Genomic DNA, 25,063 nt, shown 5'->3' with positions numbered 1-25,063 from the left:
TTTTACTAATTATTAATTTTCATAATTGTTGGGGTACTATTATTAAAGGTTACAATGAGATGTAACTCGCCATTAATGCAAATTTCCTGAATATCCCGTGCAGCCCCTAAAATATCAGGTATTTCTTTTTTGTAAGTTTGAAAAAACCCATTCTTATCATTGATAAGAACAGTTCCATGGCTGGCGTCTAATCTACCCAATTGAGTGCTAATTTCATAATTGTTTCCTACCAAAAACAGATCGGGAAAACCGTCACTATTAAGATCCTGTGAATCTATAGCAAAGATCGCAGAAACCTGTGTGTCTAAAGGCAAAATATGTTTTGTAAAAGTATTATCACCGTTATTTTCGAAATAGCAACTTGCCAATTCAAAAACTTGCTTCACTTGGGCCTTCTTCAGTTTTTCTGGGGATAGAATCTCAGAAAAATCTGCATCTGCATATTCCTTATAACTAGGAAATTTCTTCTTTAAAAATGGCATTTGGTGATCAAGTTCGTCTTTAGAGGCAAATGCAGTTTCTTTATCTTTATAAAAATAGCTCACTACGGGATCTATAGAGCCATTTCCATCAAAATCTCCAAGATACAGTTTCAATGGTTTTTCTACGGAAGCCTTAAGCTTGGAATTAAGACCCCAGTTTCCTGCAACTATATCTATATCACCGTCACCATCAAAATCTTTTGCAATCACCGCATTCCACCAACCGTTCGAATCTTCAAGCCCTGCCTCCAGTTTACTCAGCTTTTCGCCATTATTGAGAAATATAGTAACAGGCATCCAATGACCAACCAGTATGGCATCTTTAATATTATCCTTATTAATGTCTATCCAAAATATATCCTGAACATTTCCGACATTCTTGAATGATTCAGAATATTGACTAGTAGCTTCGGTGAAATTACCCTTGCCATCATTTAAAAATAGGAACTGAATAGGAGTTATACCATATTCCCCCGGGACTATGTTTGCACTAAAACAAAGATCGGGAAAACCGTCTGCATTTAAATCTACCGATGTTACTCGCGAAGCATTAAGTGCAATTCCTTTAAATTGTTGATCGTCCAATCTAAATTTTCCATTTTCATTCAGGTATAATTGCGGTTGTATAGGTTTTCCCTTGGTAAATTCATTACCACCCATTACTACTACTAAATCTTCATCTAAGTCCCCGTCTACATCTAGAAATACTTGATCGGTATCTTCAGATATAGCAAATTCATCAAATATTTTTTGCTCAGATCTTTTAAAACTTCCATCTTTATTCTGAAACCATAATTTCAAGCTTTGTGTTTTTCCTCCACCAATTACGAAATCATCAAGTCCATCTTTGTTAATATCAGCTACAGCAGCTCGCGGACTTAAATTACTATAACCAAAAGGGATTAGAGGTTCACGATTAAATTCTAAGGTAGATTGCTCTACGTGTTTGTAACCTATCAAAGAATCTCTTATAATAAATACAGAATCGATTGGAGGTTTTTTGAAATTAAAAGAGTTGGCATCCTTTATATTGAATTCAATAGTACTATTTGCTTTAACGTTGTATTTAGTTTCAGTTAAAGATCCAGGCCAAATTACCTTTAAAGAATCTATTATTGAATTACTGCCGAGACCAAAATGCAATCCGGGAGCCAAAGAAGAAAGATATCCCCTACTTAAATAATGTTCCTGTTGTTGAATTTCATCTCCGTAGAAAAGAATAATTTTTGCACCAATACCAAGTTTGTTAGATGTATCTCCTTTAAACTGAACCTTGATAAAATTATTCTTACTTGTTTTCTCTGAATTGTTTTTAAAAATTCCAGCATTTTCGTCCGTGTTGTTCACTATTAAATCCAAATCCCCATCATTATCAAGATCTGCATATACAACACCGTGACTAAAGCTAGGTTCAGAATTTAGCCATTCATTTTTACGGTTTTCAAAAGTATTGTCTCCCTGATTTTGAAATATATAATTGGATATTTTTTTTTGTGGTAGCTCTTTTATAAGATCATCATAATTATCAAATTTTCCTTGACTTAATTGTTTCTGAATTTTTTCATTTGAAATATACTTAATAAAATCCATGTCGTTGGTAGCGCCTTTTATTCCATTGGTTATAAAAAGATCTTTATAGGTATCATTATCAAAATCTGCAAATAGAGCTCCCCAAGACCACTCTGTTGCAGAAATACCACTTAGAAATGCAGTTTCAGAAAAATTAAGGTTTCCTGTATTTAAATGTAGGGTGTTCTGCATGTATTGCGGAGAAAAACCATTCTTTAAATAAGAAGCATACGTTTGAAATGGATATTCCAATCCGGAGGTTTTGTAAGATTGAAGATCCTCAGGAAGCATATCCAGAGAAATGATATCGGCTAGTCCATCATTATTTATATCAGAAATATCATTGCCCATTGAAAAATGCGTTGTATGCCCTAACTTTTCAGGATAATTTGAAATAAGATCATGAAAACTTCCATCTTTCTGATTAATGTATAAATAATCATTTTCAAAAAAATCATTTCCAACATATATATCAGGATATAGATCGTTATTAAGATCTCCCACTGCCACACCTAATCCATAGCCAATTACTCCCTGAAAGATGCCCGCTTCAGAAGAGACATCCTTATAAAATCCATTCTCGTTTTTAAACAATCGATCGCCAGATTTTTGATCATAACTCTTCCTTTTTTCACCTCTTCCATAATTCCTATTAGGATGTACGGAATGGTTTAGTAAATACATATCAAGGTCGCCATCTAGATCATAATCTAGGAACACAGACTGAGTAGAAAAACCTGAAAAATCGAGCCCATATTCTGCAGCCTGTTCCTTAAAGATGGGAATCCCATCTTCATTAAGTCCTTGATTAACATAGAGCAAATTATGTCCTTTTAAATTAAGGAAATCACTTACTTTACATATGTAAAGGTCTAGTAAACCATCCCCATTTATATCTATATTGCTAACTCCTGTAGTCCATCCTTTGGAATTTTCAATTTTGGAGGCTGAGGTAATTTCTTTGAATTTAAAATTACCGAGATTTAAAAAAAGCCTATCCTCTTGCTCATTAGAAGTAAAATATAAGTCTATAAGACCATCTTGATTATAATCCCCTGCTGCGACTCCTCCACCATTATAATAATATAGATAATTAAAGATATTTATTTCTGAATTTGAATCAAGTTGATTAGAGAAGTATAGATTAGAATGCGAAGCTTCTATTTTTTCAAAAAGATATTCTGTCTTAGTACACCCCTGAATAAGCAGGCTTATCAAGCAAAAAAACAAGAAGAATTTTTTATTTTTCACGAAGAATTATTACAATGTATGTTGAAGTAATCTATTATAAAATATTAATTAAATTAAAATAATTCATATAAAAAAGAGGGCGAATTCGCCCTCTTTTTTTTAATTATAACTTTATATTAATATCCAGGATTCTGAGTAAGATTAGGATTCAAAATCAATTGATTTGCAGGTATTGGAAATAAATTTCTGGTTGGATCACCAACTGCAGAAGGTGATTTTAATTCCCAATTTCTCGTATATTCTCCAAATCGAATCATATCATTTCGTCTCCAGAATTCCATATATAATTCTCTTCCTCTTTCTTCTAAAAGATCACTTTCGGTTACACTTCCAAGTGGTTGAGCTTTTCTAAGGATTCTTAATTCGTTAACTAAAGCTGAAGGATCTCCGCCAGCTCTCATCATTGCTTCCGCTTTCATTAAATGTGCATCTGAATATCTAAAGAAAATTTCATGTTCTGTAAATGCTCCATTGCGAGGGTTATATTTAATAGTACGAATTCCTGTAGTCTCACTGTTATTAATTAGACTGATGTTTCCAGATCCATCTTTAAAATCTCTTTTAAAAGTTAATGGATTACCACCTCTATCTTTTAAAGGAGTACCATCATAATCGTACTGTTGATTAACAAGGAAACCGAAACCTACACTAGATCCATCTGCAAATGCATCCCCGTTATCATTTATTGAGCCAGGAAAAGATCCTGCTGGTAAACCAGATGGAGGAACAAATCCTCTACGTTCTTCTTGCCCATCTAAGGGTTCACCTTGTGCCGTTCCTCTATTAGAATTAGGATCTCCTTCAAACATATCATAAAATTCAGAAAGGGTAGAAAAACCATTCCATCCACCACCAGCTTGATCTGGCGCCATATTGTAGTGAAGTCCGTTCCAAATTCTATTTCCTACGGCAGTAGGTATAAACCAGATTGTTTCTCTATCCAATTGTCTTTTAAAAATATCAAAATATCCGTCTTCTAGTCCATATCCTTCACCAGAAATTTCGTCAACCAGACTTACAACCTGGTTCATGTCTGCACTATTAGGCTCTGTGCCCAAATAAATATGCTTATTAAGAAGAACTTTTGCAAGTAAATATTTTGCAGCAGCTTTTCCCGGACGCGCATTAGGTGCAGCAGCATCTCCTACTCCCGCTCCTGGTCCAATTGCGTTTAAATCTGCAATTGCTAAATTAAGATCAGAAACTATTTGGTCTACAGCTTCTTGGCCTTTTAGCACAATAGGGTCATCAAATACTGGAGCATCTGGATCACGTACGGGTACTTGTCCAAAATTATCCAAGATAATCCACATTCCAAGTGCTCTTAAAAAATGAGCATCTGCTTCTTGTTGCGGCGTACTATTAGTTAAATCAGAAAGAACCTGAGCTCCCTGAAAATGTAAAGTATTCCATTGATTCCAAACATTTAAAAGAAAGTTATGATTGGCTGTCCAATCATGTTGATGCAGTTGTCTCCAAATACCATTATCACCCCAGTCAGAACCTCTCGTAGGCACCAAAGCCTCATCTGTTGTTACTTCAGCTAGAGCATAAAGGTCTGCTTGGTTTCCTATTAACCCGTTTAAACTATTATAGGCATTGTCCAAAAAAGAATCTGGATCACTAACTCCTTGAAAGCCTGCTTCGCTGGCATCTACTATAATAGAGTCAGTTCCCTCTATCTCTAAATCTGTACAGGAAAGGAAAGCAGTCGCTAGAATTAGCGATCCCGATAGCAACCTGGCTGAAGTTTTAAAAATTGTTTTATTTTTCATTGTCCTTTTTTTTTATTAAAATGTTGCACTTACACCAAAAGATATAGTACGCGGTCTTGGATACGCTGCATAATCTATACCTACAGTTGGAATTCCAGAATCGTTTAAGTTTCCAGTATTCGTAGAAACTTCAGGATCTAATCCACTATAATCAGTAATTAGGAATAAGTTTTGTCCTGTTACACTTAATCTAAGAGAACTTACTTGACTGGTTTCATTTAATGGTACACTATAACCCAATGATGCTGATGAAAGTCTTATAAAATCACCTTTTTCAAGAAATCTTGTTGAAACAGCAACTGAAGATGCTGGGTTCTCGTTATTTGATGCTGCCTCTTGTGTTGTATTTTTACCAATAAGTAAAGCACTTTTTGTGAAAAATGCGTTCTTAGTAGCATTATACACATAGAAGTCGAATTGTCCATTAAGATACGTAGAAAGATCAAAATTCTTATATCTCGCATTTAAAGACAAACCAGCATTCCAATCTGCCTGAGCATCTTTACCAACAAAGAATTTATCGGCATCTGGATCACCAATACCATTTCCATCTACATCAAGGTATGTAGGATTTCCATCTGTATCAAAACCTGTAAACTCTGCCATAAAATAAGAAAATAAAGGTTGTCCTGCCTGTAATTGCTGAGCAAAAGCGTTGGTTAATCCATTACCTCTAATAGCACCGGTTGGAATTGTGAATTGTGTATCCTGTACTTCATTACTATTGTAAGCTACATTGAAATTAGCAGAGAAACCAAAGTCTTCGGTATTTGCAAAATCGTAATCTAAAGAAAGCTCTACACCTTCATTAATTACTTTACCATCCAACAGGTTACTAAAAATTATACTACCACTACTTGGAGCGGCAGATGGTCTTGGCAACAATAGGTCATTTGTTTCTTTACGATATAGGTTTACCGTTCCACTAAACCTGTCATTGTTAAATCCAAAATCTACCCCTACGTTGTAATCTGTAGTTTCCTCCCATTTAAGGTCTGGATTTGGATCTCCATCTATAAAAGTTCCCGGTGCTCCAAGTACATTAAGGTCATTACTTATTCCTCCTCCTGCAGCACGTTCTCGTTGAACAAAACGTCCATATCCTAAACCTTCTTGACTACCTACAATACCAGCACCTAATCGAAGCTTTAAGGTAGAGAATGTATCTCCAATAAAATCTTCTTTATGGATCTGCCATGCAACTGCTCCTGAAGGAAAGTATCCATATCTATTATTTTCACCAAATGTTGAAGAACCATCTGCTCTAAACGTACCTGTAAACAAATATTTTTCAGCAAGTGTATAATTTGCTCTCATAAAATATGACTGTAATTCATCAAAATTATCGAAAGTATAATTTAAAACATATGCTGGGATTGGTCTGTCAAAACCTTCTGGTAGTTCACCACTTGTAAAAGAAGGTAAAAGATTATTTAAATAAGTCCCATCATTTCCGTAACCAAATACAGTGTAAGGACCATTTATAGCTCCTGTAACACTTCTATAAGCATCTTTTAACTGAAGCGCCATCACTCTAAGATCTGCAGTATTAAAACCTGCTCCTTCAGATCCGAAACCATTTCTGTCAAATTTCTGATAAGAATATCCTCCAACCACATCGAGAACAGAGTTGTCAAATTCTTTTTTATAGTTTAAGGTTGCTTCAAGAAGAGAGTTTTCCTGATCGAAAGTGTCATATCTACCTCTACCAATTCCGGAAATTCCATTTAAACCAATTACATCTGAACCAAACACGGAAGTAGTTTCCGTATCTGCCTTTTCGTAACCTATGGTTACTTTGGCACTTAATTCATTAGTAACAGCATATTCTGCTGAAGCGTTTCCTAAAAATCTTTCAACTTCAGAAAGACCTCGATAGCTATTTAGTAAGCTCGTTGGGTTCAAAACATTTCCTCCTGGGTTAAATGTTGGATCTATAGGTGCTGTTGGGTTTTGTGTAATAGAAGCACCAATTAAATCACCTGTAGATCCAGCCTCTCCATTAATAGGAGCACTTTGCTGATCGATCTTAGAAATAGAGGCCTGAATGCTTAAAGTTAATTTATCATTTAATAACCGTTGGCTGGCATTTAATCTACCTGTTAACCGTTCCAAATAACTATTTCTTACTACTCCTTCTTGATCGTTGTAAGCAATAGAAGCACGAACATTTCCTCCTGTATAACTCTTTGAGTAACTTAAATCAATGTTTTCTGAATAAGAGGTACGAGTATAAAAATCCTGGAAATTAGAATCGGCACCAAAGTCCAAAGCATCAGGATCGTTTCCTACAGAAGCGATGGCGGTTAAATATTGTTCTCTATTTAATAGGTCATATTCACTAGCAGGTGTTCCAATCCCTAAGCTAGAATTAAATTCAAATCTACCCTCTGAAGCACCTCTACCTCCTTTGGTTTGTATAATTATTACTCCGTTGGCGCCACGAGAACCGTAGATCGCTGTTGCTGAAGCATCTTTTAGAATAGATATACTTTCTATATCGTTCGGGTTAATGAAACTCAATGGATTTTGACCACCAGCAGTACCAATTCCACCAACGCTAGATGAAGGAGCTGAGCCTGAAGCAAGTGGAACTCCATCAACAACGAACAAAGGATTGTTACCAGAACGAATAGAGTTAGATCCTCTAATACGAACATTTATACCCGCACCAGGCGCACCAGATGTTTCTGAAATTTGTACCCCAGCACTTTTACCTTGAATTAATTGCTCTGGGGAAGCAATGACCCCTTTATTAAATTCTTCGGAAGTAACAGAAGAAACAGAACCTGTAGCATCTTTTATGGTAGTAGTTCCATATCCAATAAGCACAACCTCTTCCAATTCTGAGGCATCTGCTAATAAATTTACATCGATTGTAGAACGACCATTAACTCCAATTTCCTGGATTTCATATCCTACAAAACTAAATACCAAAACTCCATCGGCTGGTACATTGTTCAAAGTATATTTTCCATCGAAGTCAGAAGTGGTTCCTGTAGATGTACCTTTAATTGCAACAGTTGTACCAGGCATTGGCCCACTTCCATCTGTAATCGTTCCGGAAACAGTTTGTTGCGCATTCACTATTCCGAAACATAGAAAAACAATAGCAAACAAAAAGCTCCTGAAAGTAATTTTTTTCATAAGAATTAGTTTTAGTTGGTAGTTTTCTTAATTAAACATTAAGAATCTAATAAATTTATGTAAAATATTGTTCATAACAGGAAAAAAACAATTATATCCACGAAATCGATTTCGTAGAAAATAGCACATTTATTTTTTTAAATAATTTCTAAAAAATAAATGTTTAAGGATAAATATTAATTAATCAATCACAAAATTGCCAAAGACGCATTGTTAAAGGAAAAATTGCTTTCTATAAAGACATCGCCTTTCCATTTCCTAATTCTTTTAGAGGTCCACAAGCAATATATCGTCCTGGTACAGGATCGTACCATAGTATATTTTCCCCGATTTCTTCACTTGTTTTCCATGCCCAAATTCCCATCTCCCTTATTATTGTAAGATAACCATAGCTACTAACATCTATATCATCTTTAATATTAGGGTCATTATCCTGTGGATCTTGTGTTTCGGTATTTCTTTTTGCATATTCCTCTCTCTTTTCTGGTGCTGCTCTCAAATACTTTGCTATTATTTTCTCGTATTCTTCTGCGGAACCTTCTTCGAGCTCTTTGTCATATTCCTTTTTAAACACTGAGGCAAAAGCATTTGCATTTCGATAAAAATTTTCTTGTTGATTTTTAGTGGCAACTTCATCCATATAGGAATCTATAAATTGAGCTATATTTAAATCTCCCGCACCCGGAGTATCTGTAACTGGCAGTATAATATCTAGTATTTGTTTTAAAGCAAAACCATTAGAAACACTTAAAAAGTTTGGTTCCCAATCGTATTTATTTTCTCCTTTACAACTATGCAGTAAACTTAAAGTGCTCGGTCCTATTATAAGAATTCCCGCACCTAGGCCAAAGTTTTTTAAAGCTTGTCTTCTGTTCATAATTATAAAATTTCAGCTTCGGTTACTTTAAAATGTTTAGCTGCATGATCTGCTGCTCTTGCTGTCATTGCCATATATGTTAACGATGGATTTTGGCAAGCCGCCGATGTCATAAAGGAACCATCTGTTACATATACGTTAGATACTGAGTGTAACTGATTATTTTCATTTAAAACCGATGTTTCAGGATCTCTACCCATTCTTGCTGTACCCATCTCGTGGATTCCTAGTCCAGGAGCACCTAAATTATCGTAACCCTGAACATCTTTAAATCCTGCCTTTTCCAACATTAATACGGCTTGTTCTATCATATCTTTTCGCATATTCAATTCATTTTCTTTGAATTCTGCATCAAACGTTACAGTTGGAAGTCCCCAATCATCTAGTTTATCATAATTAAGAGTCATCTTATTTTCATGATATGGGAGCGTTTCCCCAAATCCCATTAATCCCATTGTCCAGCCTCCCGGTTTAGATATCGCATCCTTTAATTCTTTTCCATAACTAGCTTCGGCAATCGTATCATTCCAATTGTCCCGGCTTGCTCCACCTTGATATCCATAGCCACGTATAAAATTGAAGTTTTCGTTTTCTGATAGGTTTCTGAATCGTGGCAAATATATTCCATTTGGTTTTCTACCTTTATAATACATGTCTTCAAAACCATCATATTTCCCCGTAGCTCCGGCATCAAAATGATGATCCATAACATTATGACCAAGTTCCCCACTATCATTTCCCATCCCATTAGGAAATCTATCTGATTTGGATTGCATTAAAATACTGGCAGATGCAATAGTAGATGCACATAAGAATATAACTTTTGCACTAAACTCATGCACTTCCTTAGTCTCCACATCAATTACCTTTACCCCTGTTGCCTTTTTAGTATTGGCATCATAAATTACCTCACTCACAATAGAATTTGGACGTAAGGTCATATTTCCTGTGCGAGCTGCAGCAGGTAAAGTAGAGGAATTACTGCTGAAATATGCTCCATACGGACAGCCTCTTATACAGCGATTCCTGTATTGACAAGGCGCTCTTCCCTCAAAGGAATCATTATTTGTAATATGAGCTACGCGACCTGCAGTAAGCACTCTGTCTGTAAAATTTTTAGCAATATTTTGTTTAAGATGATCTTCTACACAATTTAGGTCCATCATTGGTAAAAGCTTACCATCTGGTAATTGTGGAAGTCCTAGATTCTCTCCACTTACTCCTATATAAGATTCAACATAATCATACCAAGGGGCTATATCATTATAACGAATAGGCCAGTCTACAGCTATACCGTCTTTTTTATTGGCTTCAAAATCTAAATTACTTAATCTATAACTATGCCTACCCCACATAATAGATCGCCCTCCAACATGATACCCACGAATCCAGTCGAACCTTTTAGACTCATTATAAGGATGTTTAATATCGTCCACAAACCAATGTTTGGATACTTCATTAACTGTATAACCTGTTCTGGCCTGTTTTTCTTGTCTTTTCGCTTCTTTTCTGGGAACTTGACCTTTAAATTCATAATCCCATGGATCGTCATTCATTGTTGGATAATCCTTAATATGTTCTACCATACGACCTCGTTCAAGAACAAGTGTTTTAAATCCCTTTTCACATAATTCTTTGGCAGCCCATCCGCCGCTAATTCCGGTACCTACAACAATTGCATCAAAGGTTTCCGATTCTAAATTTTTGCTCAAGCTTTTAATATTTATTAAAGTTAAATCCAATCTGTATTTCCAAATATATCAATTAAAGCTAAAATAAAATGGGATTCAAAAATTAAGTCTATTTTTAAATTTCTAAACTTATTGTTAATAAAATTATTTAATCAATCTCTAAACCATTGTTTTATGATCGACCAAAGTGCAAAATTTTCAAAGTTTTTACTATTTACTTTTCTGCTATTAATAGTAACTGCATCCTGTAAGAACAAACCAGAAAAAGTTTCTGAACAAGAAATAGTCCAAGAGCAATCCAAAGAAAAAGAATTGTTTTTCAAACTGTCATTAGCTCAATGGTCCCTTAGTAAGCCAATAATAGAAGGAAAAATGAACCCTATGGATTTTGCTGAGAAAGCTCATGATATGGGATTTTCCGGTATTGAATATGTTAGTGGACTTTACTCTACCCAAATTGAAGAAAGTGATTTACAAACTGTCCTGGATACTTTAAAAGCGAGAAGTGAAAAATTTAATGTTGAAAATGTTCTCATTATGATTGATGGGGAAGGAGATCTTGCTGTCTCTAGTACAGAGGAGCGAAATAAAGCAGTAGATAATCATAAAAAATGGGTAGACGCCGCTCAATTTTTAAAATGCCACTCTATTAGAGTAAATCTGTTTGGAAGCAATGATGCTGAAACATGGAAACAAAATTCTATTAAAGGTCTTAAAAATATAGGAGAATATGCAGCCACCAAAGGGGTAAATGTTTTGGTAGAAAACCACGGCTACTTATCTTCCAATGCAAAACTTCTTGTCGAGGTAATGGAAGGTGTTAACCTTTCCAATGTTGGTACCCTTCCTGATTTTGGTAATTTTTGCTTAAAACGTGAGGGAGGAGAACGTTGGGAAGCCAAATGTGTAGAAGAATACCCAAGATATCAGGGGATTAAAGAAATGATGCCGTTTGCGAAAGCAGTAAGCGCAAAATCTTATAATTTTAATTTGGAAGGTCAAGAAACTATTATGGAATTTGAGAAGATTCTTAAAATCGTAAAAGATGCAGGGTATACAGGCTATATAGGCGTTGAATATGAAGGCCAAAATCTCTCTGCAGAAGAAGGTATAATTGCAACAAAAAAACTTTTAATTTCAGAAGGAAAAAAATTACAGTAAATTAATATTCGTAAGTAATTGATGGTCAATTGTTTATGAATTATGAAACAAATTTAAATAATAAGAATCTAATTATATTTAGATTTTATTAACAATATGCATTGGTTTTTTTTAAATTGTATATTATTAACCATACAATTTTAACAAACTTTTTCTCAACCTTAAAAATGTAAATTCTAGTATCATGGAAGAAAATAAAAAAGAAACTAATAGTGTTTCCAGAAGGAAATTCATTGCAAGTACAGCTTTGACCGCAGCGGGAGTTATGATCGTTCCAAGACACGTACTTGGAGGAGTAGGTTTTACAGCCCCTAGTGATACTCTCAATATAGCCGGTATTGGTATTGGAGGTATGGGAAGAGCAAACTTAACAAACATCACAGGTCAAAATATTGTTGCGCTTTGTGACGTAGATTGGGATTATTCTGCAAAAACTTTTAACGATTATCCCAATGCTAAAAAATATTTAGATTATCGTAAAATGCTTGAGGAAATGGATAAGGATATAGATGCAGTTGTTATTGCAACTCCAGACCATACTCACGCACTTACAGCCGGGGCAAGCATGAGTATGGGAAAACATGTATATCTCCAAAAGCCACTTACCCATTCAATTTATGAATCCAGGTATTTAACAGGAATGGCAAAACAAACAGGCGTTGCTACCCAAATGGGAAATCAAGGTCATTCCAATGAAGGTACAAGATTATTCGCAGAATGGATTCAGAATGGTGAAATTGGTGATCCAATAGAGGCACATGCATGGACAAATCGTCCTATTTGGCCTCAAGGTTTGGAAAGACCCGAAGAGCAACCCCCAGTGCCATCCACATTAGACTGGGATCTTTTCCTTGGACCAGCTAAAAGCAGACCTTATCACCCAGCATATACACCTTGGAACTGGAGAGCTTGGTGGGATTTTGGAACAGGAGCATTAGGAGATATGGGATGCCATCTTATGGATCCTGTGTATTTAGCACTTAATCTTGGACATCCTACCGCATTCGAGGGAAGTTCTTCCCAAGTAAACACAGAGAGCGCACCTATTGCGGGAATGGTCACTTATTATTTTCCTGAAAGAAAGAGTCTAGATAAAATAAAAATGCCTGCACTTAAATTTAATTGGTATGATGGCGGATTGTTGCCTGAAAGACCTGCGGGAATGGAACCTGGTAAAATAATGGGTGACGGTGGCGGCGGTGCTATGGTTGTTGGTACCAAAGGAACTATAATATGTAGTACATACGGACGCGATCCTTATATTATAGGAAGAGAAAACAATCCTCCACAAGTTAAAAAAGTAATTCCACGTGTAGAACTTAGCCATGAAATGGACTGGGTACGTGCATGTAAGGAGCCTAAAGCAAGCCGTGTTGAAGCGAGTTCTAACTTCGCTTATGCTGGACCTTTCAATGAAGTAGTTGTAATGGGTAATCTTGCCATTAGGTTGCAGGATCTTAAGAAAAAACTAGATTGGGATGGTGAGAATATGAAGATTACAAATATTGGAGACAATGAGGAAGTTAAAATTGTAACTACAGATAAGTTTACAGTTATTAACGGTGATCCAAAATTTGATACTCAGTACGAAACAATAAATGCAAAACAGGCTTCAGAAGAGTATATTAAACACAATTACAGGGAAGGTTGGGAATTATCTTAATCTTTTTAAAAATTGAAAAAATAATTTAATCAATACATAAAATGAAAAAAACTATTTTGATAACTAAGTATATAAAGAAAATCTATACATTACCAGTATCATTAATCCTGATCGCATCTTTACTCACTTCTTGTGGTGAGAAAAAGAAAGACACTGAAGAAATTCAAGAGGTCGAAGTTACAGAAGTTGCTTCTGAAGCAAAAGTGAACGAACTTTCTCAGAAGGAGAAAGATGAAGGTTGGAAATTACTATTTGATGGTGAATCTACAGATGGATGGAGAAGTTATAATAATAAGGCATTCCCTACTAAAGGTTGGATTGTTGAAAATGGAGCTATAAAAGTTCAAGGATCGGGTGCCGGGGAAGCTGGTGGCGGTGGCGATATTGTTTATGATGAGCAATTCAAGGATTTCGAATTAACACTGGAATGGAAAGTTTCTGAAGGAGGTAATAGCGGTATTTTTTATTTGGCGCAGGAAATAGAAGGTGAACCTATTTATACTTCAGCACCGGAGATGCAAGTTCTTGACAATGACAAACATCCTGATGCAAGGTTAGGAACAGATGGAAATAGACAGGCGGGTTCTTTATATGACCTTATTCCAGCTAAACCTCAAAACGCGAAGCCCGTAGGAGAATGGAATAAAGTTTCTATACTTGTTTACCGCGGTACCGTTGTACATAACCAAAATGGTGAAAATGTGGTGGAATATCATTTATGGACAGATAACTGGAAGGAAATGGTAAAAAACAGCAAATTTAAAGATTGGGAGAACTTTCTAAATGCAGGCGGAGAAGATAAACAAGGCTTTATTGGCTTGCAAGATCACGGAGATGATGTGTGGTTTAGAAATATCAAAATAAAAAAAATGTAAAGAATAAGTATCGATAAGTTTTGTACTTATAGTTTAATTTATGTTAACTAATTCCAAATCTAAGCTGAAATATTCTTGGATTTAAAAAAGTCCAATTATGCTAGTGCAAACTATCTTAATTGGACTTTTAATTTACGTTTAATTCTCAGTTTGTTTTTTACAACTATTTATATTATAAATTCTCAAAAAACATAAAAAGGCGGCGTATGCTAAAATTAGATATCTAATGAATTTGAAAGTCTTAATAAAACTATTGTATTTCCAGTTAGTGCCCAGTGGCCAACTATCCAATATGAAAGAGTCTGTTTATTCGTTATGACTTTTATAGGCTAAGTCTATTTATGAACTACCATGGTGGATATAGTAAATTTTTATTGAAATATATAACTATTAAACCTAGAAATTATAATGAATCATTTTAAAAATCGAATATACCTACTAAATTATCCCGATCTCTTTGGAATGTTCTATTGCTTTTTCACTATGTATAAAATAACAAGTTTCTACTCCTAATCCTTTAAGATTTTCCAGTACTGTAATAACCTTGTCCTTTTTTTTAGAATTGGTTCTCCTAATATAAACTGCCTTTATACTCAAAGGGAAAATTTTACATATTCGCTCGTATATATAGGGATCTTTTTGAGAATCGTCTCCAATAAGCACATATTTTAGATTAGGGTAAAATGAGATGATATCCTTAATTTTTTCAAATTTATGATCGTGTCCTCCACGGCCCGTCATCAAAAAATCTGAAATCCCTGATTTAATCTTTTTTAACTTTATTACAGCTTTAGGTAGCTCATGTCTTTTAGCGAATTCATTTATAAAATCGTATAAATTCCATTCACTACTAGAGACGTAAAAAAAGGAGTTGAAAGCTTGATCATTATCTTGCCCGTAAGAACTTAATGCTTTGTAATGCGGCACAACATCTTCAAATATTTTTCTTTTATTAATATTCCTAAGTAGCATTACATAGAGTTTCTTGAAAAAATTACCACTATAAGAAATTAGAAAAGTATCATCAATGTCAGATATTATCCCATATTTACTTTCGAAAGGTTTCAGAAGTTCACCAGTATCTATAATTCCAAATCCATTAAAATCACAAGACACTTGATACTGATGCCAACCACTATCCAATTCTTTATTAAATGGAATATTAAATCTAAAATATCCATCGTTCAATGTTTTAGTATGAACTTCTATACCCTGAAATTCTAGATTGACCCTAATATTGGGAATTGGTTTTATATTAAACATATGTATAATAGACATGGCATGCTTAATTCCGCGTCTATCTATTCTGTATTTATCTGGAGCCCAAGACTTAAACACATGGCCAAAAACTACCAGCTGCTGCTCGTTTAAATATCCACGATATAATTTTAAGTCGATTTTTGTCAATTGAGATTTTATTAACGAAAGAATACTTCCAAAATAGTTAATTTTAGCAACAATTTACAGTGCATGGAACCAAAAAATAAAATTTTACTTGTTGTAAATCCAATTTCAGGAAGTTTTGACAAAGCTAATCTCATTAGAACAGTTGAGGCAGAACTATCTAGTAACAATATTAAACTTCTTATTTATGAAACTCAAGGTGAAGGAGATAAAACGGCGATAAGAAAGTTAATAAAAGAACAACAGCCAGAGCGATTATTAGTAGCTGGAGGAGATGGAACTATCCAACTTGTAGCAAAAGTTCTTAAAGACTTTGATCTTGTTATGGGAATCTTACCTGCAGGTTCTGCAAATGGTTTTGCAATTAATCTTGAGCTACCAGATAATCTTCTAGATCAAATTAAAATTGCCACAGGCAATAAAACATTTACTATAGATACTTTAGAATTAAATGGAGAAATGTGCCTGCATATTTCAGATTTAGGTATAAATGCAGAACTCATTAGACATTATGAGCATTCCAGTATTAGAGGAAAGTTGGGATATTTTCTTCAATCATTCCCAACCTTATTTAAATCTAATTTTCCTTATAAGTTTACAATTGACGCTAATGGACATAGATATGTAAAAAAAGGAGTGCTTTTAGCTATTGCTAATGCAAATAAATTTGGCACTGGAGCAAATATAAATCCCAACGGAAAATTGAATGATGGAAAATTTGAAATTCTTATTTTTAAAAGATTGAACATCTTTCAAATTATAAAAACTTTGCTCAAAAATTCGGAAATGGATTCCAATTTTGTGGAAGCTATTTCTGTTGAGGAAGCAGTGATTAATTGCAAAAAGCCCGTCGCATTTCAAATTGATGGAGAGTTTATTGGAAAGAGAAAGAAAGTTAAGGTGAATGTTTCAGACAAAAAACTGAAAATTGCTGTGCCGGAAAATTTTAAACCTGCATAAATTGAAATACAAATTCTTAAAAATATAATATGAGCACTTCAAAAATTACATTTAAAAACAAAGAAGGCTTAGACCTGAAAGGAAGTTTAGAATTACCTGATAATAGAACTCCGCATAATTTTGTGCTTTTTGCGCATTGCTTTACGTGTAATAAGAATTTTTTAGCGGTAAAAAATATAAGTCGAGCATTAACGGCTAAAGGTTTTGGAGTATTACGATTTGATTTTACTGGATTGGGTGAAAGTGAGGGCGACTTCGCAGATTCAAACTTTTCCGGAAATGTAGAAGATCTTGTATGCGCTTCTGGCTATTTAGAAACCAATTATAAAGCTCCTTCATTGTTGATTGGTCATTCTCTTGGAGGTGCGGCAGTTTTATTTGCTTCAACTTTATTAGATTCCATCACAGCAGTAGCAACTATTGGAGCACCATCACATATTGGACATGTTAAGAATCTTTTGAAAAATGATGTAGAAGATATCAATAAAAATGGAATCGCCGAGGTAAATATAGGAGGCAGAAACTTCAATATAAAAAAGCAATTTTTAGATGATCTGGAAAATAATGATCTTCCAGATATTATTTCAAATTTAAATAAGTCATTATTAATTCTTCACTCGCCCCAAGATAGTATTGTAGGTATTAAAAATGCTGAAGAAATATATGTCGCTGCCAGGCATCCTAAAAGCTTTATCTCTTTAGATGGTGCAGATCATTTATTATCTAATAGAGTAGATTCAAACTATGCAGGTGAAGTGATTGGAACGTGGGCAAATAGATACATAGACATTCCTATAGAAACTGAATTAAAAACCGATCTAGATGTCATTGCTCATTTAGGACCAGAAGGTTTTACCACACAAATAAAAGCTGGAAGACATAACTTTATAGCCGATGAACCAGAGAAGGTAGGAGGTAATGATTTTGGACCTAACCCCTATGAGTATGTTTCTGCAGGTTTAGCAGCTTGTACTTCTATGACTCTCCAAATGTATGCTAAGCGTAAAGGTTGGGTGATAGACTCTGTAGATACGCAAGTAAATTACGGAAAAGAGCATGCTTTGGATTGTGAAAAATGCGAAGAAGGTGGGACAAAAATAGACACTTTCAAACGGGAGCTTATCATTAAAGGTGATTTAGATGATAAACAGAGACAGCGATTATTAGAGATCGCAAATAAATGTCCTGTTCATAAAACCTTGCATTCAGAAACACAAATCATTACTAGCTTGAGAGATAATGAATAGAGGTTTTTATATCATTTTTTATTAGCAAGAAATCTATGTTAAGCAATCCTTAAATCTTTGGAGGTTCCTGAATATACAAGTACTTTAGATGAATTCAATGTAAAACCAATCTATATAAATTATGAAACGTATTAGTTTATCACTTTTATTCTGTGCATCCCTATTAATTATAGGATGTAAAAATGACAAAAAAGAAAAAGATGAAAATAAAACTTCAGACACTGAGATGACTCAGGAAAAGGAAGTTGAGGTTAAAAAAGTGAAAATCACTTTAGATTCTAAGAGTGACAGTAAACTATCTGGAAATGTTGTATTCACCGAGGAAAATGGTGAAGTAACTATGACAGCAATTATAGATGGGTTATCTCAAGGTATGCATGCCATACATATTCATGAAAATGCAGACTGTTCTGCAAAAGATGGATCTTCTGCAGGAGGACATTGGAATCCTACTTTTAAACAACATGGGAAATGGGGTGATGCCGCAGGATATCATAAAGGAGATATAGGGAATTTCAAAGTTGATGGAAATGGAAATGGAACTATTACAATGACTACAGATGAATGGTGTATTGGCTGTGATGATGATGCTAAGAACATCATTGGTAAAGCTGTAGTAGTTCATGATGGTGTAGATGATTTCACGTCTCAACCATCTGGCGCAGCTGGAACTAGAGTTGGATGTGGAACAATTAAAATGTAGTACATTTTAAAGATGTAATAATAAAAGCAACCTTCGGGTTGCTTTTTCTGTTTTAAATAGATTTATTTTCTATTTTTAAGCATAATTTAATTCTATGCAACAAGATAAGTTAATTGAAGAGCTTCAAGCTGGTAACCAAAAAGCCTTTGAACGTATTTATGAACTTTACTCACACAGTACTTATGGTATCATATATAGTATAATAAAAGACACTCCTATTTCAGAAGAAATATTACAAGATGTTTTTATTAAAATATGGAATAATGCTTCAAGTTATAATCCCGATAAAGGCAGATTTTTTACGTGGGTTCTCAATATTGCACGGAATGCATCAATAGATAAAATTAGATCTAAAGATTTTAAAAACAAAAAGCTAAACCTTAAGAGTGATAATTTCGTAGATATATTGGAGTCTAAGACTAACTTTTTTGGACAAATCGATGCTATTGGATTACAGAAATACATTGATGCTCTAGGAGAAACATGTAAAAGTCTAATAGACTTGCTGTTCTTTAAAGGCTATACTCAAAAAGAAACCTCAGAAGAACTACAAATGCCACTGGGAACTGTTAAAACAAAGAACAGGGTGTGTATCGATAAATTACGATCTAAAGTATTACAATAATGGATATTAACAATTATGTATCATCTGGTATTCTTGAGCTCTATGTATATGGCGCTCTTTCAGAAACAGAAAGTAGAGAAGTTACCCGAATATTAAAACAATACCCCGAAGTAGAATCTGAAGTAGAGGAGATTGAAGATGTACTTATTCAACTTTCTGCTGCAGTAGCACCTGCAAATGCCGAGAATTTAATATTATCTATTAAGCAGAAGCTTGCCCATAATCCCAAAGTGGTAACCATGGAAAACCGCAGGTCTAATATACCTATGTATATTGGATGGGCTGCCAGTTTACTTTTCTTAATTGGATTGTTTTTAATGTTTAATAAGAATCAGGAGCTAAGAAAAGATTTACAAGCATTACAAGGTGAAAAAGCACAAATGGAAACTCAAATTGCTGAAGCTAGAACTGATGCAGATAAATCTAAAGAGCTTCTATCTATAATAAGAGATAAGAATATTGTAAAAGTTCCTTTAGCTGGACAAGCAGTTGCTCCAGATGCCTATGCAGCGGCTTATTGGGATAAGAATACAAACATTACCTATATAGATGTGAAAGATTTACCAGAGCCCCCAAGAGGAATGGTTTATCAAGTGTGGTCTTTACAACTAGAACCATTAACACCAACGAGTATTGGGGTATTGGATAAATATGCAGAAGACGACAATAAAATATTTGCATTGGAGAATATGAATTCTTCTGAAGCATTTGGAATTACCTTGGAACCTGCTGGTGGAAGCAAAACTCCAACTATGGAACAATTGTATACTTTAGGAGTAGTATCCTCTTAAAAGATCTCTCTTAACAGATTAAATAATCACCTTTAAAGTCGCAAATTAGCGTGATTTTAAAGGTGATTTTCTTTATAAACACTATCTAAAAGTACTTTTAAATGCAAAGAGTCTGCACCGTTAAGGAACAAACTCTTCACTAACCAACCAAAAAAATCAAAAGCATTTATTCTAAGAGTAGAATTTAAAAAATAATTAGGCTAACCAATTTTTAATTTAAGGGGGCAGATTAAATTAAATATTAGCTAGCAAAATGGCTAAATTCAATTTCTTAGGCTACCCACAGTAACTCTCTTATACCATACTTACGAGAATAAAAATGATAGGGTTTTAAATTTTGAGTTTTTTAACATTTGGATAAAGAAAAATTATCCTAACCACTCCTTAAAAAGCTTCACTCTTTCCCTACTTACAATTAACTGTTGCTTATTGAAGCGGTCCAATTTTACTTCTAAACGCAAATTAGAATAGCTTACAATATCTTTTATAGCACTAAGGTTTACTATAAATTTCCTACTAATTTTGAAGAATTTCTCTGGATCTAGTTCTACTTCTAATTTTTCCAAGCTAAGATCTAATAAATAACTTCTATCACTATTGGTATGTAAGTAGGTACCTTTATTTTCTGAATAAAAACAACAAACATCATTTACTTCAAAGATCTTAAGATGTTGCCCTACCTGAATGGTAAATCGCTTTTTATAATCCTTTTGGTTAGATTGCTCAAACATTTTGTGAATATCTTCTGCCTTTATAAAATTTGGGCTCTTTTTAACTCTATTAGACATATATTTCTGAATCGCTTCGCTTAACTCTTCATCATCTATTGGTTTTAATAAATAATCTACACTATTCAATTTGAAAGCTTTCAATGCATATTCATCATAAGCAGTAGTAAATATAATGGCACTCTTAATTTCAACATTTTCGAAGATCTCAAAAGATAAACCATCGCTTAATTGAATATCCAGAAATATGAGTTCAGGATGCTCATTATTCTTAAACCATTCTATAGCTTCTGTTACACTATGTAACATGGTGATCACATCTAGATCCAATACATCTAGCATTCTATTAAGTCTCCTCGCAGACGGTTTTTCGTCTTCAATTATTACTGCTCGCATCAAATAAATTTAAGTACTATTCCCATCTTTGCTTTTCTTCTTCTTTCATAAAAGATTTTATTTTTCGTTCTTCCCAATCTTTGTTGAACATTGGGTTTATTTGATATGCTCTTAAAGCGTCAAAAACAATCCCAATTCCCCATCCTGCAGTCACCCATAGAAACCAAGGGTTTCTCCACTCATTTGAATAAAAATTTAATGCTGCAAGAAAGACATTTACTACAATATAGCTTAGAAGATGACTGTAGAATTTTTTTAATTCTTCTACTCTTTCTTTAGCTCTCTGGTAACTATTTTCTGAATTTTCCATGTTTATTATTTATTACGTTGCATAAATTCTTTAATTTTCTTTTCCTCCCAATCCTTACCTAATAGAGGATTATAGCCAAATACTTCCATACCATGAAAAAGCAAACCAATTCCCCACCCAATTGCTGGAAAGATCACCCAAGGAAAACCGCTATTGGAAAGAAAATTAAAGACTGCTAAAGCCGGAATTATTATACAATAAGAGGTTAAATTACCATAGAAGCCTCTTAATTTTTTAACCTTTTCCTGAGCTCTCAAATAACTTTTGTCTGAATTCCATGTCTTTTCCTTTTTCATAACTTCAATTTTTCTAGTTAGTAATGGCAATCGAACTTCGAAATAAAGTTCAGATTTATTTATTTGGACTTTTCTTGTTGTAAGCAATCCATATCGTTGCTGTATATTAATCAAGCCAACCTTACTTCCCTTTCCTAATATTTCCTTTTTCTGAAGGTTATTCTTTACTACCAATTCATTCTTATCTTCAAAGATCTCTATATGTAATGGTTGTTGTGGAGAAACTCTATTATGCTTAACTGCATTTTCTAGTAGTAATTGAAGCGATAAAGGCACTACTTTAGCTTCAGCAAGATTAAGCTCTAATGGAATAGAACAATTAATTCCATCTTCAAATCTCATTTTGAGTAGATTTATATAAGTTTTCGCAAATTTAATTTCTTCAGAAAGTTCAACTAGATCTTTATTCTTTTGCTCTAATACATACCTATAAGTTTTAGATAATGAAGTGGTGAATTTTTGTGCAGCTATTGGATTTTCTTCTATCAGAGAAGTGAGGACATTCAAACTATTAAAAAGAAAATGCGGATCTAATTGATTCTTTAAGGCATCAAATTTTGCTGAAGCAGTTCCAGCAATAATTTTTTGTTCAGCAACTCTTCGCTCCTGTAATGCTTTATAAAAATAAAAGAGGTGAAAACTTAGAGATACTATTGCTGTAAATAATAGAGGAAATAAATAGGTACTTATTTTTTCATTCTCTAAAAATTCAGATACATTATATCTATTAATAAAATACACCATGTGTACAAGTCTGCAGAAGAAGAAAGCTACCAGCGTTACTGCGATTCCTCCAATAACTCCAACGATTATTCTTTTTACCCCTTTCCCTTCCCAATTTATTTTATAATTCATAAAATAAAAGAACAATCCATTTACTAAAGACAACACGAAACTGTAAAAGAAATAAATACCTAGAAAACTGATATCAAATAGGTCCTTTAAGGATGTAGACTGATCAAAAACCATCTCTAACGTAACCAGAATTATGGTGATGAGAATACTTAATTTGAATAATTTGTAAATGTATTTATACATCTGAGAATTTAAATTTCAGTTATTATACTTCGAATATCTTCAAAACATATGAGTGTCGAAAATATTAGAAACCGAACTGTGATAATTTCAGGATGAATTGTAAACCAGAGAAATTGTCACCAAAAGATACTCGTTTCAGGATTTTAAATTTTCCTTAACACTATATTTTATATCTTGAAATCTTAAAACAATCTAACCTAAATTATGAATATTTTTGAAGCTTTACGTCAGGAACATGAAATCCAAAGAGATCTTGTAAAAAAACTTGTTGAAACACATGGTGATACTGAGGAACGAAAAAAGATCTTCACTCAATTAAAACATGAGCTTGCAATACATGCTGATGCTGAAGAAAGACATTTTTATATTCCTTTAATAAAAAAGGATATGACTCAAGAAAAAGCAAGACATAGTGTAGCAGAGCATCATGAGATGGATGAACTTGTAGAACAGCTAGAAGATGCAGAAATGAGTGCCTCTAATTGGTTAAAGATCGCGAAAGATCTAGAACATAAAGTTACACACCACTTAGATGAGGAAGAGCACGAAGTTTTCCAAATGGCAGGAAAAGTTCTTACCGAAAAACAAAAATTATCTCTTGCCGATGATTATAATAAGGCAATTACAAAAAATAGATAAAGTCTTTCAAGTTTTTATAAAAAAATACCCAGAAGCAGTTCTGGGTATTTTTATTACTTCATTTAAAGCTAATAATATAGGATACTATAATTCTTGACTTTCATTTATCTTATTATATGGCTTTTTATATGGCCTTATGATTAATCTAGCAGCTTTATCGTAATTCACATAATTGTAAACCCAATTAAAGAAGGTTACAAGTCTATTTCTAAATCCAATAAGAAACCAGAGATGCACGAACATCCAAACAAACCAAGCGAAGAATCCTCCAAAATTAATTTTGCCCAGATCTACAACTGCCCTATTCCTACCTACCGTGGCCATAGTTCCTTTATCAAAATATTTAAAAGGTTCTAATTCTTTATTATTAAGAATATTTTTAATGTTTTTTGCGAGATGACTCCCTTGTTGGATAGCAGGCTGAGCTACCATCGGATGGCCTTTTGGAAAATCTTCAGATTCCATCACCGCAATGTCCCCAATTGCGAAAATATTAGAATAACCATTCACTTGATTAAATTGATTAACCTCGTATCTATTTGCTTTTTCTATAAGTGCAGAAGCATTAAGTCCCTTTACTGGAGCTCCGGTAACTCCCGCACTCCATATAAATGTATAGGTTCTAAAACTAACATCTGTATTCGTTTCCACCAGCACACCATCATAAGACTTTACTTGTGTACTCAAATGCACTTGAACACCTAACTCCTTTAAGAATTTAGCTGCTTTTACAGAAGATTTTTCGCTCATAGGGGGCAGTACCCTGTCCATTCCTTCAATAAGATGAATTTCCATTTCTGAAGGTTCCAAGTCTGGATAATCTTTAGCTACTATATTATTTCGAAGCTCTGCAATGGCACCACTTAATTCAACTCCTGTTGGCCCAGCACCCGCAATTACAAAATTCAATAATGCTTTTCTTTCTTCAGGATCATCTGTTATAACAGCCTGCTCTAAATTTTGTAAGATCAAACTCCTAATATTTAGGGCCTGAGGCACGGTTTTCATCCAGATCCCATTCTCCTCTATACTTTTATTTCCGAAAAAATTAGTTTTAGAACCTGTTGCGATCACCAGATAATCATAGGAGATCTCTCCAATATTTGAGTGAATTAACTGATTTTCTGCATCAATTTCTGTTACTTCAGCCATTCTAAAATAACCACAGTCACTAGATCTAATAATTTTACGAAGTGGATAAGCGATGGAATCTGGTTCTAAACCTGAAGTGGAAACCTGATAAAGCAAGGGTTGAAATGTATGATAGTTATGCTTATCTATTAAAACTGTTTGTAATTTAAGTTTCAGAAGTTTTTTGGCTAACGAAATTCCACCAAATCCTCCTCCTATTATTACAACACGTGGTAAATCAGTCTTAGGTATATTCATTTATAAAGCTCAAAATTATTTTATTCGTATAAATATGTATTAAGGT

The 25,063-nt window shown here is 34.0% G+C and carries 19 protein-coding genes; 9 read left to right on the top strand and 10 right to left on the bottom strand.

Features of this window, described 5'->3' with window-relative positions:
- Positions 1–5: 5 nt before the first annotated feature.
- From I130_RS09105 to I130_RS09085, 5 genes are all read right to left on the bottom strand, one after another.
- Positions 6–3,302, bottom strand: coding sequence for a VCBS repeat-containing protein (locus tag I130_RS09105; RefSeq protein ID WP_083932896.1), 3,297 nt, complete (start codon positions 3,300–3,302; stop codon positions 6–8).
- A gap of 116 nt (positions 3,303–3,418) precedes the next feature.
- Positions 3,419–5,077, bottom strand: a complete 1,659-nt coding sequence (locus tag I130_RS09100) for a RagB/SusD family nutrient uptake outer membrane protein (protein ID WP_034921942.1) — start codon at positions 5,075–5,077, stop codon at positions 3,419–3,421.
- Positions 5,078–5,092: 15 nt separating this feature from the next.
- Positions 5,093–8,224: a TonB-dependent receptor domain-containing protein gene (locus I130_RS09095; RefSeq protein WP_034921939.1), complete on the bottom strand. Its 3,132-nt coding sequence runs from the start codon at positions 8,222–8,224 to the stop codon at positions 5,093–5,095.
- Between the two features lie 232 nt (positions 8,225–8,456).
- Entirely contained in the window at positions 8,457–9,101 is a 645-nt protein-coding gene (locus I130_RS09090) for a gluconate 2-dehydrogenase subunit 3 family protein (RefSeq protein WP_034921936.1), read from the bottom strand.
- A gap of 2 nt (positions 9,102–9,103) precedes the next feature.
- Positions 9,104–10,813 (bottom strand): GMC oxidoreductase, encoded by a 1,710-nt coding sequence (locus I130_RS09085; RefSeq protein WP_034922311.1) that lies wholly within the window; start codon positions 10,811–10,813, stop codon positions 9,104–9,106.
- A 153-nt stretch (positions 10,814–10,966) separates the two neighbouring features.
- Between I130_RS09085 and I130_RS09080 the strand changes: the two genes are divergently transcribed.
- The 3 genes from I130_RS09080 (at position 10,967) to I130_RS09070 (ending at position 14,491) form a co-directional block, all read left to right on the top strand.
- The gene (locus tag I130_RS09080; RefSeq protein ID WP_034921934.1) at positions 10,967–11,953 is read left to right on the top strand and encodes a sugar phosphate isomerase/epimerase family protein; all 987 of its coding nucleotides are present in this window, start codon (positions 10,967–10,969) and stop codon (positions 11,951–11,953) included.
- Between the two features lie 184 nt (positions 11,954–12,137).
- Positions 12,138–13,616 (top strand): Gfo/Idh/MocA family protein, encoded by a 1,479-nt coding sequence (locus I130_RS09075; protein ID WP_034921931.1) that lies wholly within the window; start codon positions 12,138–12,140, stop codon positions 13,614–13,616.
- A gap of 41 nt (positions 13,617–13,657) precedes the next feature.
- Entirely contained in the window at positions 13,658–14,491 is an 834-nt protein-coding gene (locus tag I130_RS09070; protein WP_083932895.1) for a DUF1080 domain-containing protein, read from the top strand.
- Between the two features lie 438 nt (positions 14,492–14,929).
- Here I130_RS09070 and I130_RS09065 read toward each other — a convergent pair whose 3' ends face one another.
- On the bottom strand, positions 14,930–15,898 hold the full coding sequence (locus I130_RS09065; protein WP_034921929.1) for an App1 family protein: 969 nt from the start codon (positions 15,896–15,898) through the stop codon (positions 14,930–14,932).
- A gap of 63 nt (positions 15,899–15,961) precedes the next feature.
- On the opposite strand from I130_RS09065, the gene I130_RS09060 reads away from it, so the two are divergent.
- The 5 genes from I130_RS09060 to I130_RS09040 all read left to right on the top strand — a co-directional run bounded on the left by I130_RS09060 (position 15,962) and on the right by I130_RS09040 (position 20,221).
- Positions 15,962–16,855 carry a diacylglycerol/lipid kinase family protein gene (locus tag I130_RS09060; protein WP_034921926.1) on the top strand — a complete coding sequence of 298 codons (894 nt, stop codon included), beginning with the start codon at positions 15,962–15,964 and terminating at the stop codon, positions 16,853–16,855.
- Positions 16,856–16,884: 29 nt separating this feature from the next.
- The gene (locus tag I130_RS09055; RefSeq protein ID WP_034921924.1) at positions 16,885–18,102 is read left to right on the top strand and encodes a bifunctional alpha/beta hydrolase/OsmC family protein; all 1,218 of its coding nucleotides are present in this window, start codon (positions 16,885–16,887) and stop codon (positions 18,100–18,102) included.
- A 121-nt stretch (positions 18,103–18,223) separates the two neighbouring features.
- The gene (locus I130_RS09050; RefSeq protein WP_034921921.1) at positions 18,224–18,805 is read left to right on the top strand and encodes a superoxide dismutase family protein; all 582 of its coding nucleotides are present in this window, start codon (positions 18,224–18,226) and stop codon (positions 18,803–18,805) included.
- Between the two features lie 94 nt (positions 18,806–18,899).
- Complete coding sequence (locus I130_RS09045; RefSeq protein ID WP_034921918.1) at positions 18,900–19,430, top strand: RNA polymerase sigma factor; 531 nt, start codon at positions 18,900–18,902, stop codon at positions 19,428–19,430.
- Positions 19,430–20,221, top strand: a complete 792-nt coding sequence (locus tag I130_RS09040; RefSeq protein ID WP_034921915.1) for an anti-sigma factor domain-containing protein — start codon at positions 19,430–19,432, stop codon at positions 20,219–20,221. Before I130_RS09045 ends, I130_RS09040 begins: the two co-directional genes overlap by 1 nt.
- A 368-nt stretch (positions 20,222–20,589) precedes the next feature.
- Here I130_RS09040 and I130_RS09035 read toward each other — a convergent pair whose 3' ends face one another.
- The 3 genes from I130_RS09035 to I130_RS09025 are packed head-to-tail and all read right to left on the bottom strand — an operon-like array spanning position 20,590 to position 22,989.
- On the bottom strand, positions 20,590–21,345 hold the full coding sequence (locus I130_RS09035) for a LytR/AlgR family response regulator transcription factor (RefSeq protein WP_034921913.1): 756 nt from the start codon (positions 21,343–21,345) through the stop codon (positions 20,590–20,592).
- Between the two features lie 16 nt (positions 21,346–21,361).
- Positions 21,362–21,655 (bottom strand): 2TM domain-containing protein, encoded by a 294-nt coding sequence (locus I130_RS09030; RefSeq protein ID WP_034921910.1) that lies wholly within the window; start codon positions 21,653–21,655, stop codon positions 21,362–21,364.
- 5 nt (positions 21,656–21,660) lie between these two features.
- Positions 21,661–22,989 carry a 2TM domain-containing protein gene (locus I130_RS09025; protein WP_034921907.1) on the bottom strand — a complete coding sequence of 443 codons (1,329 nt, stop codon included), beginning with the start codon at positions 22,987–22,989 and terminating at the stop codon, positions 21,661–21,663.
- A 204-nt stretch (positions 22,990–23,193) separates the two neighbouring features.
- Here I130_RS09025 and I130_RS09020 point away from each other — a divergent pair, with 204 nt between their 5' ends.
- Entirely contained in the window at positions 23,194–23,628 is a 435-nt protein-coding gene (locus tag I130_RS09020; protein WP_034921904.1) for a hemerythrin domain-containing protein, read from the top strand.
- A gap of 84 nt (positions 23,629–23,712) precedes the next feature.
- Here the strand turns inward: I130_RS09020 and I130_RS09015 are convergent, their stop codons facing one another.
- Positions 23,713–25,017: an NAD(P)/FAD-dependent oxidoreductase gene (locus tag I130_RS09015; RefSeq protein ID WP_034921901.1), complete on the bottom strand. Its 1,305-nt coding sequence runs from the start codon at positions 25,015–25,017 to the stop codon at positions 23,713–23,715.
- Positions 25,018–25,063 lie beyond the last annotated feature (46 nt).

This window comes from Gillisia sp. CAL575 (genome assembly GCF_000403785.1).
GTDB lineage: Bacteria > Bacteroidota > Bacteroidia > Flavobacteriales > Flavobacteriaceae > Gillisia.
The sequence above is the reverse complement of the archived record's forward strand: the minus strand, read 5'-3'. Positions and strand labels throughout refer to the sequence as shown.

Bases quoted from the DNA above. Each gene is read 5' to 3' on its own strand.
- I130_RS09060 (WP_034921926.1), top strand. From the start codon at position 15,962: ATGGAACCAAAAAATAAAATTTTACTTGTTGTAAATCCAATTTCAGGA.
- I130_RS09100 (WP_034921942.1), bottom strand. From the start codon at position 5,077: ATGAAAAATAAAACAATTTTTAAAACTTCAGCCAGGTTGCTATCGGGA.
- I130_RS09015 (WP_034921901.1), bottom strand. From the start codon at position 25,017: ATGAATATACCTAAGACTGATTTACCACGTGTTGTAATAATAGGAGGA.
- I130_RS09025 (WP_034921907.1), bottom strand. From the start codon at position 22,989: ATGTATAAATACATTTACAAATTATTCAAATTAAGTATTCTCATCACC.
- I130_RS09045 (WP_034921918.1), top strand. From the start codon at position 18,900: ATGCAACAAGATAAGTTAATTGAAGAGCTTCAAGCTGGTAACCAAAAA.
- I130_RS09055 (WP_034921924.1), top strand. From the start codon at position 16,885: ATGAGCACTTCAAAAATTACATTTAAAAACAAAGAAGGCTTAGACCTG.
- I130_RS09090 (WP_034921936.1), bottom strand. From the start codon at position 9,101: ATGAACAGAAGACAAGCTTTAAAAAACTTTGGCCTAGGTGCGGGAATT.
- I130_RS09070 (WP_083932895.1), top strand. From the start codon at position 13,658: ATGAAAAAAACTATTTTGATAACTAAGTATATAAAGAAAATCTATACA.
- I130_RS09095 (WP_034921939.1), bottom strand. From the start codon at position 8,224: ATGAAAAAAATTACTTTCAGGAGCTTTTTGTTTGCTATTGTTTTTCTA.
- I130_RS09040 (WP_034921915.1), top strand. From the start codon at position 19,430: ATGGATATTAACAATTATGTATCATCTGGTATTCTTGAGCTCTATGTA.
- I130_RS09075 (WP_034921931.1), top strand. From the start codon at position 12,138: ATGGAAGAAAATAAAAAAGAAACTAATAGTGTTTCCAGAAGGAAATTC.
- I130_RS09030 (WP_034921910.1), bottom strand. From the start codon at position 21,655: ATGGAAAATTCAGAAAATAGTTACCAGAGAGCTAAAGAAAGAGTAGAA.
- I130_RS09080 (WP_034921934.1), top strand. From the start codon at position 10,967: ATGATCGACCAAAGTGCAAAATTTTCAAAGTTTTTACTATTTACTTTT.
- I130_RS09050 (WP_034921921.1), top strand. From the start codon at position 18,224: ATGAAACGTATTAGTTTATCACTTTTATTCTGTGCATCCCTATTAATT.
- I130_RS09020 (WP_034921904.1), top strand. From the start codon at position 23,194: ATGAATATTTTTGAAGCTTTACGTCAGGAACATGAAATCCAAAGAGAT.
- I130_RS09035 (WP_034921913.1), bottom strand. From the start codon at position 21,345: ATGCGAGCAGTAATAATTGAAGACGAAAAACCGTCTGCGAGGAGACTT.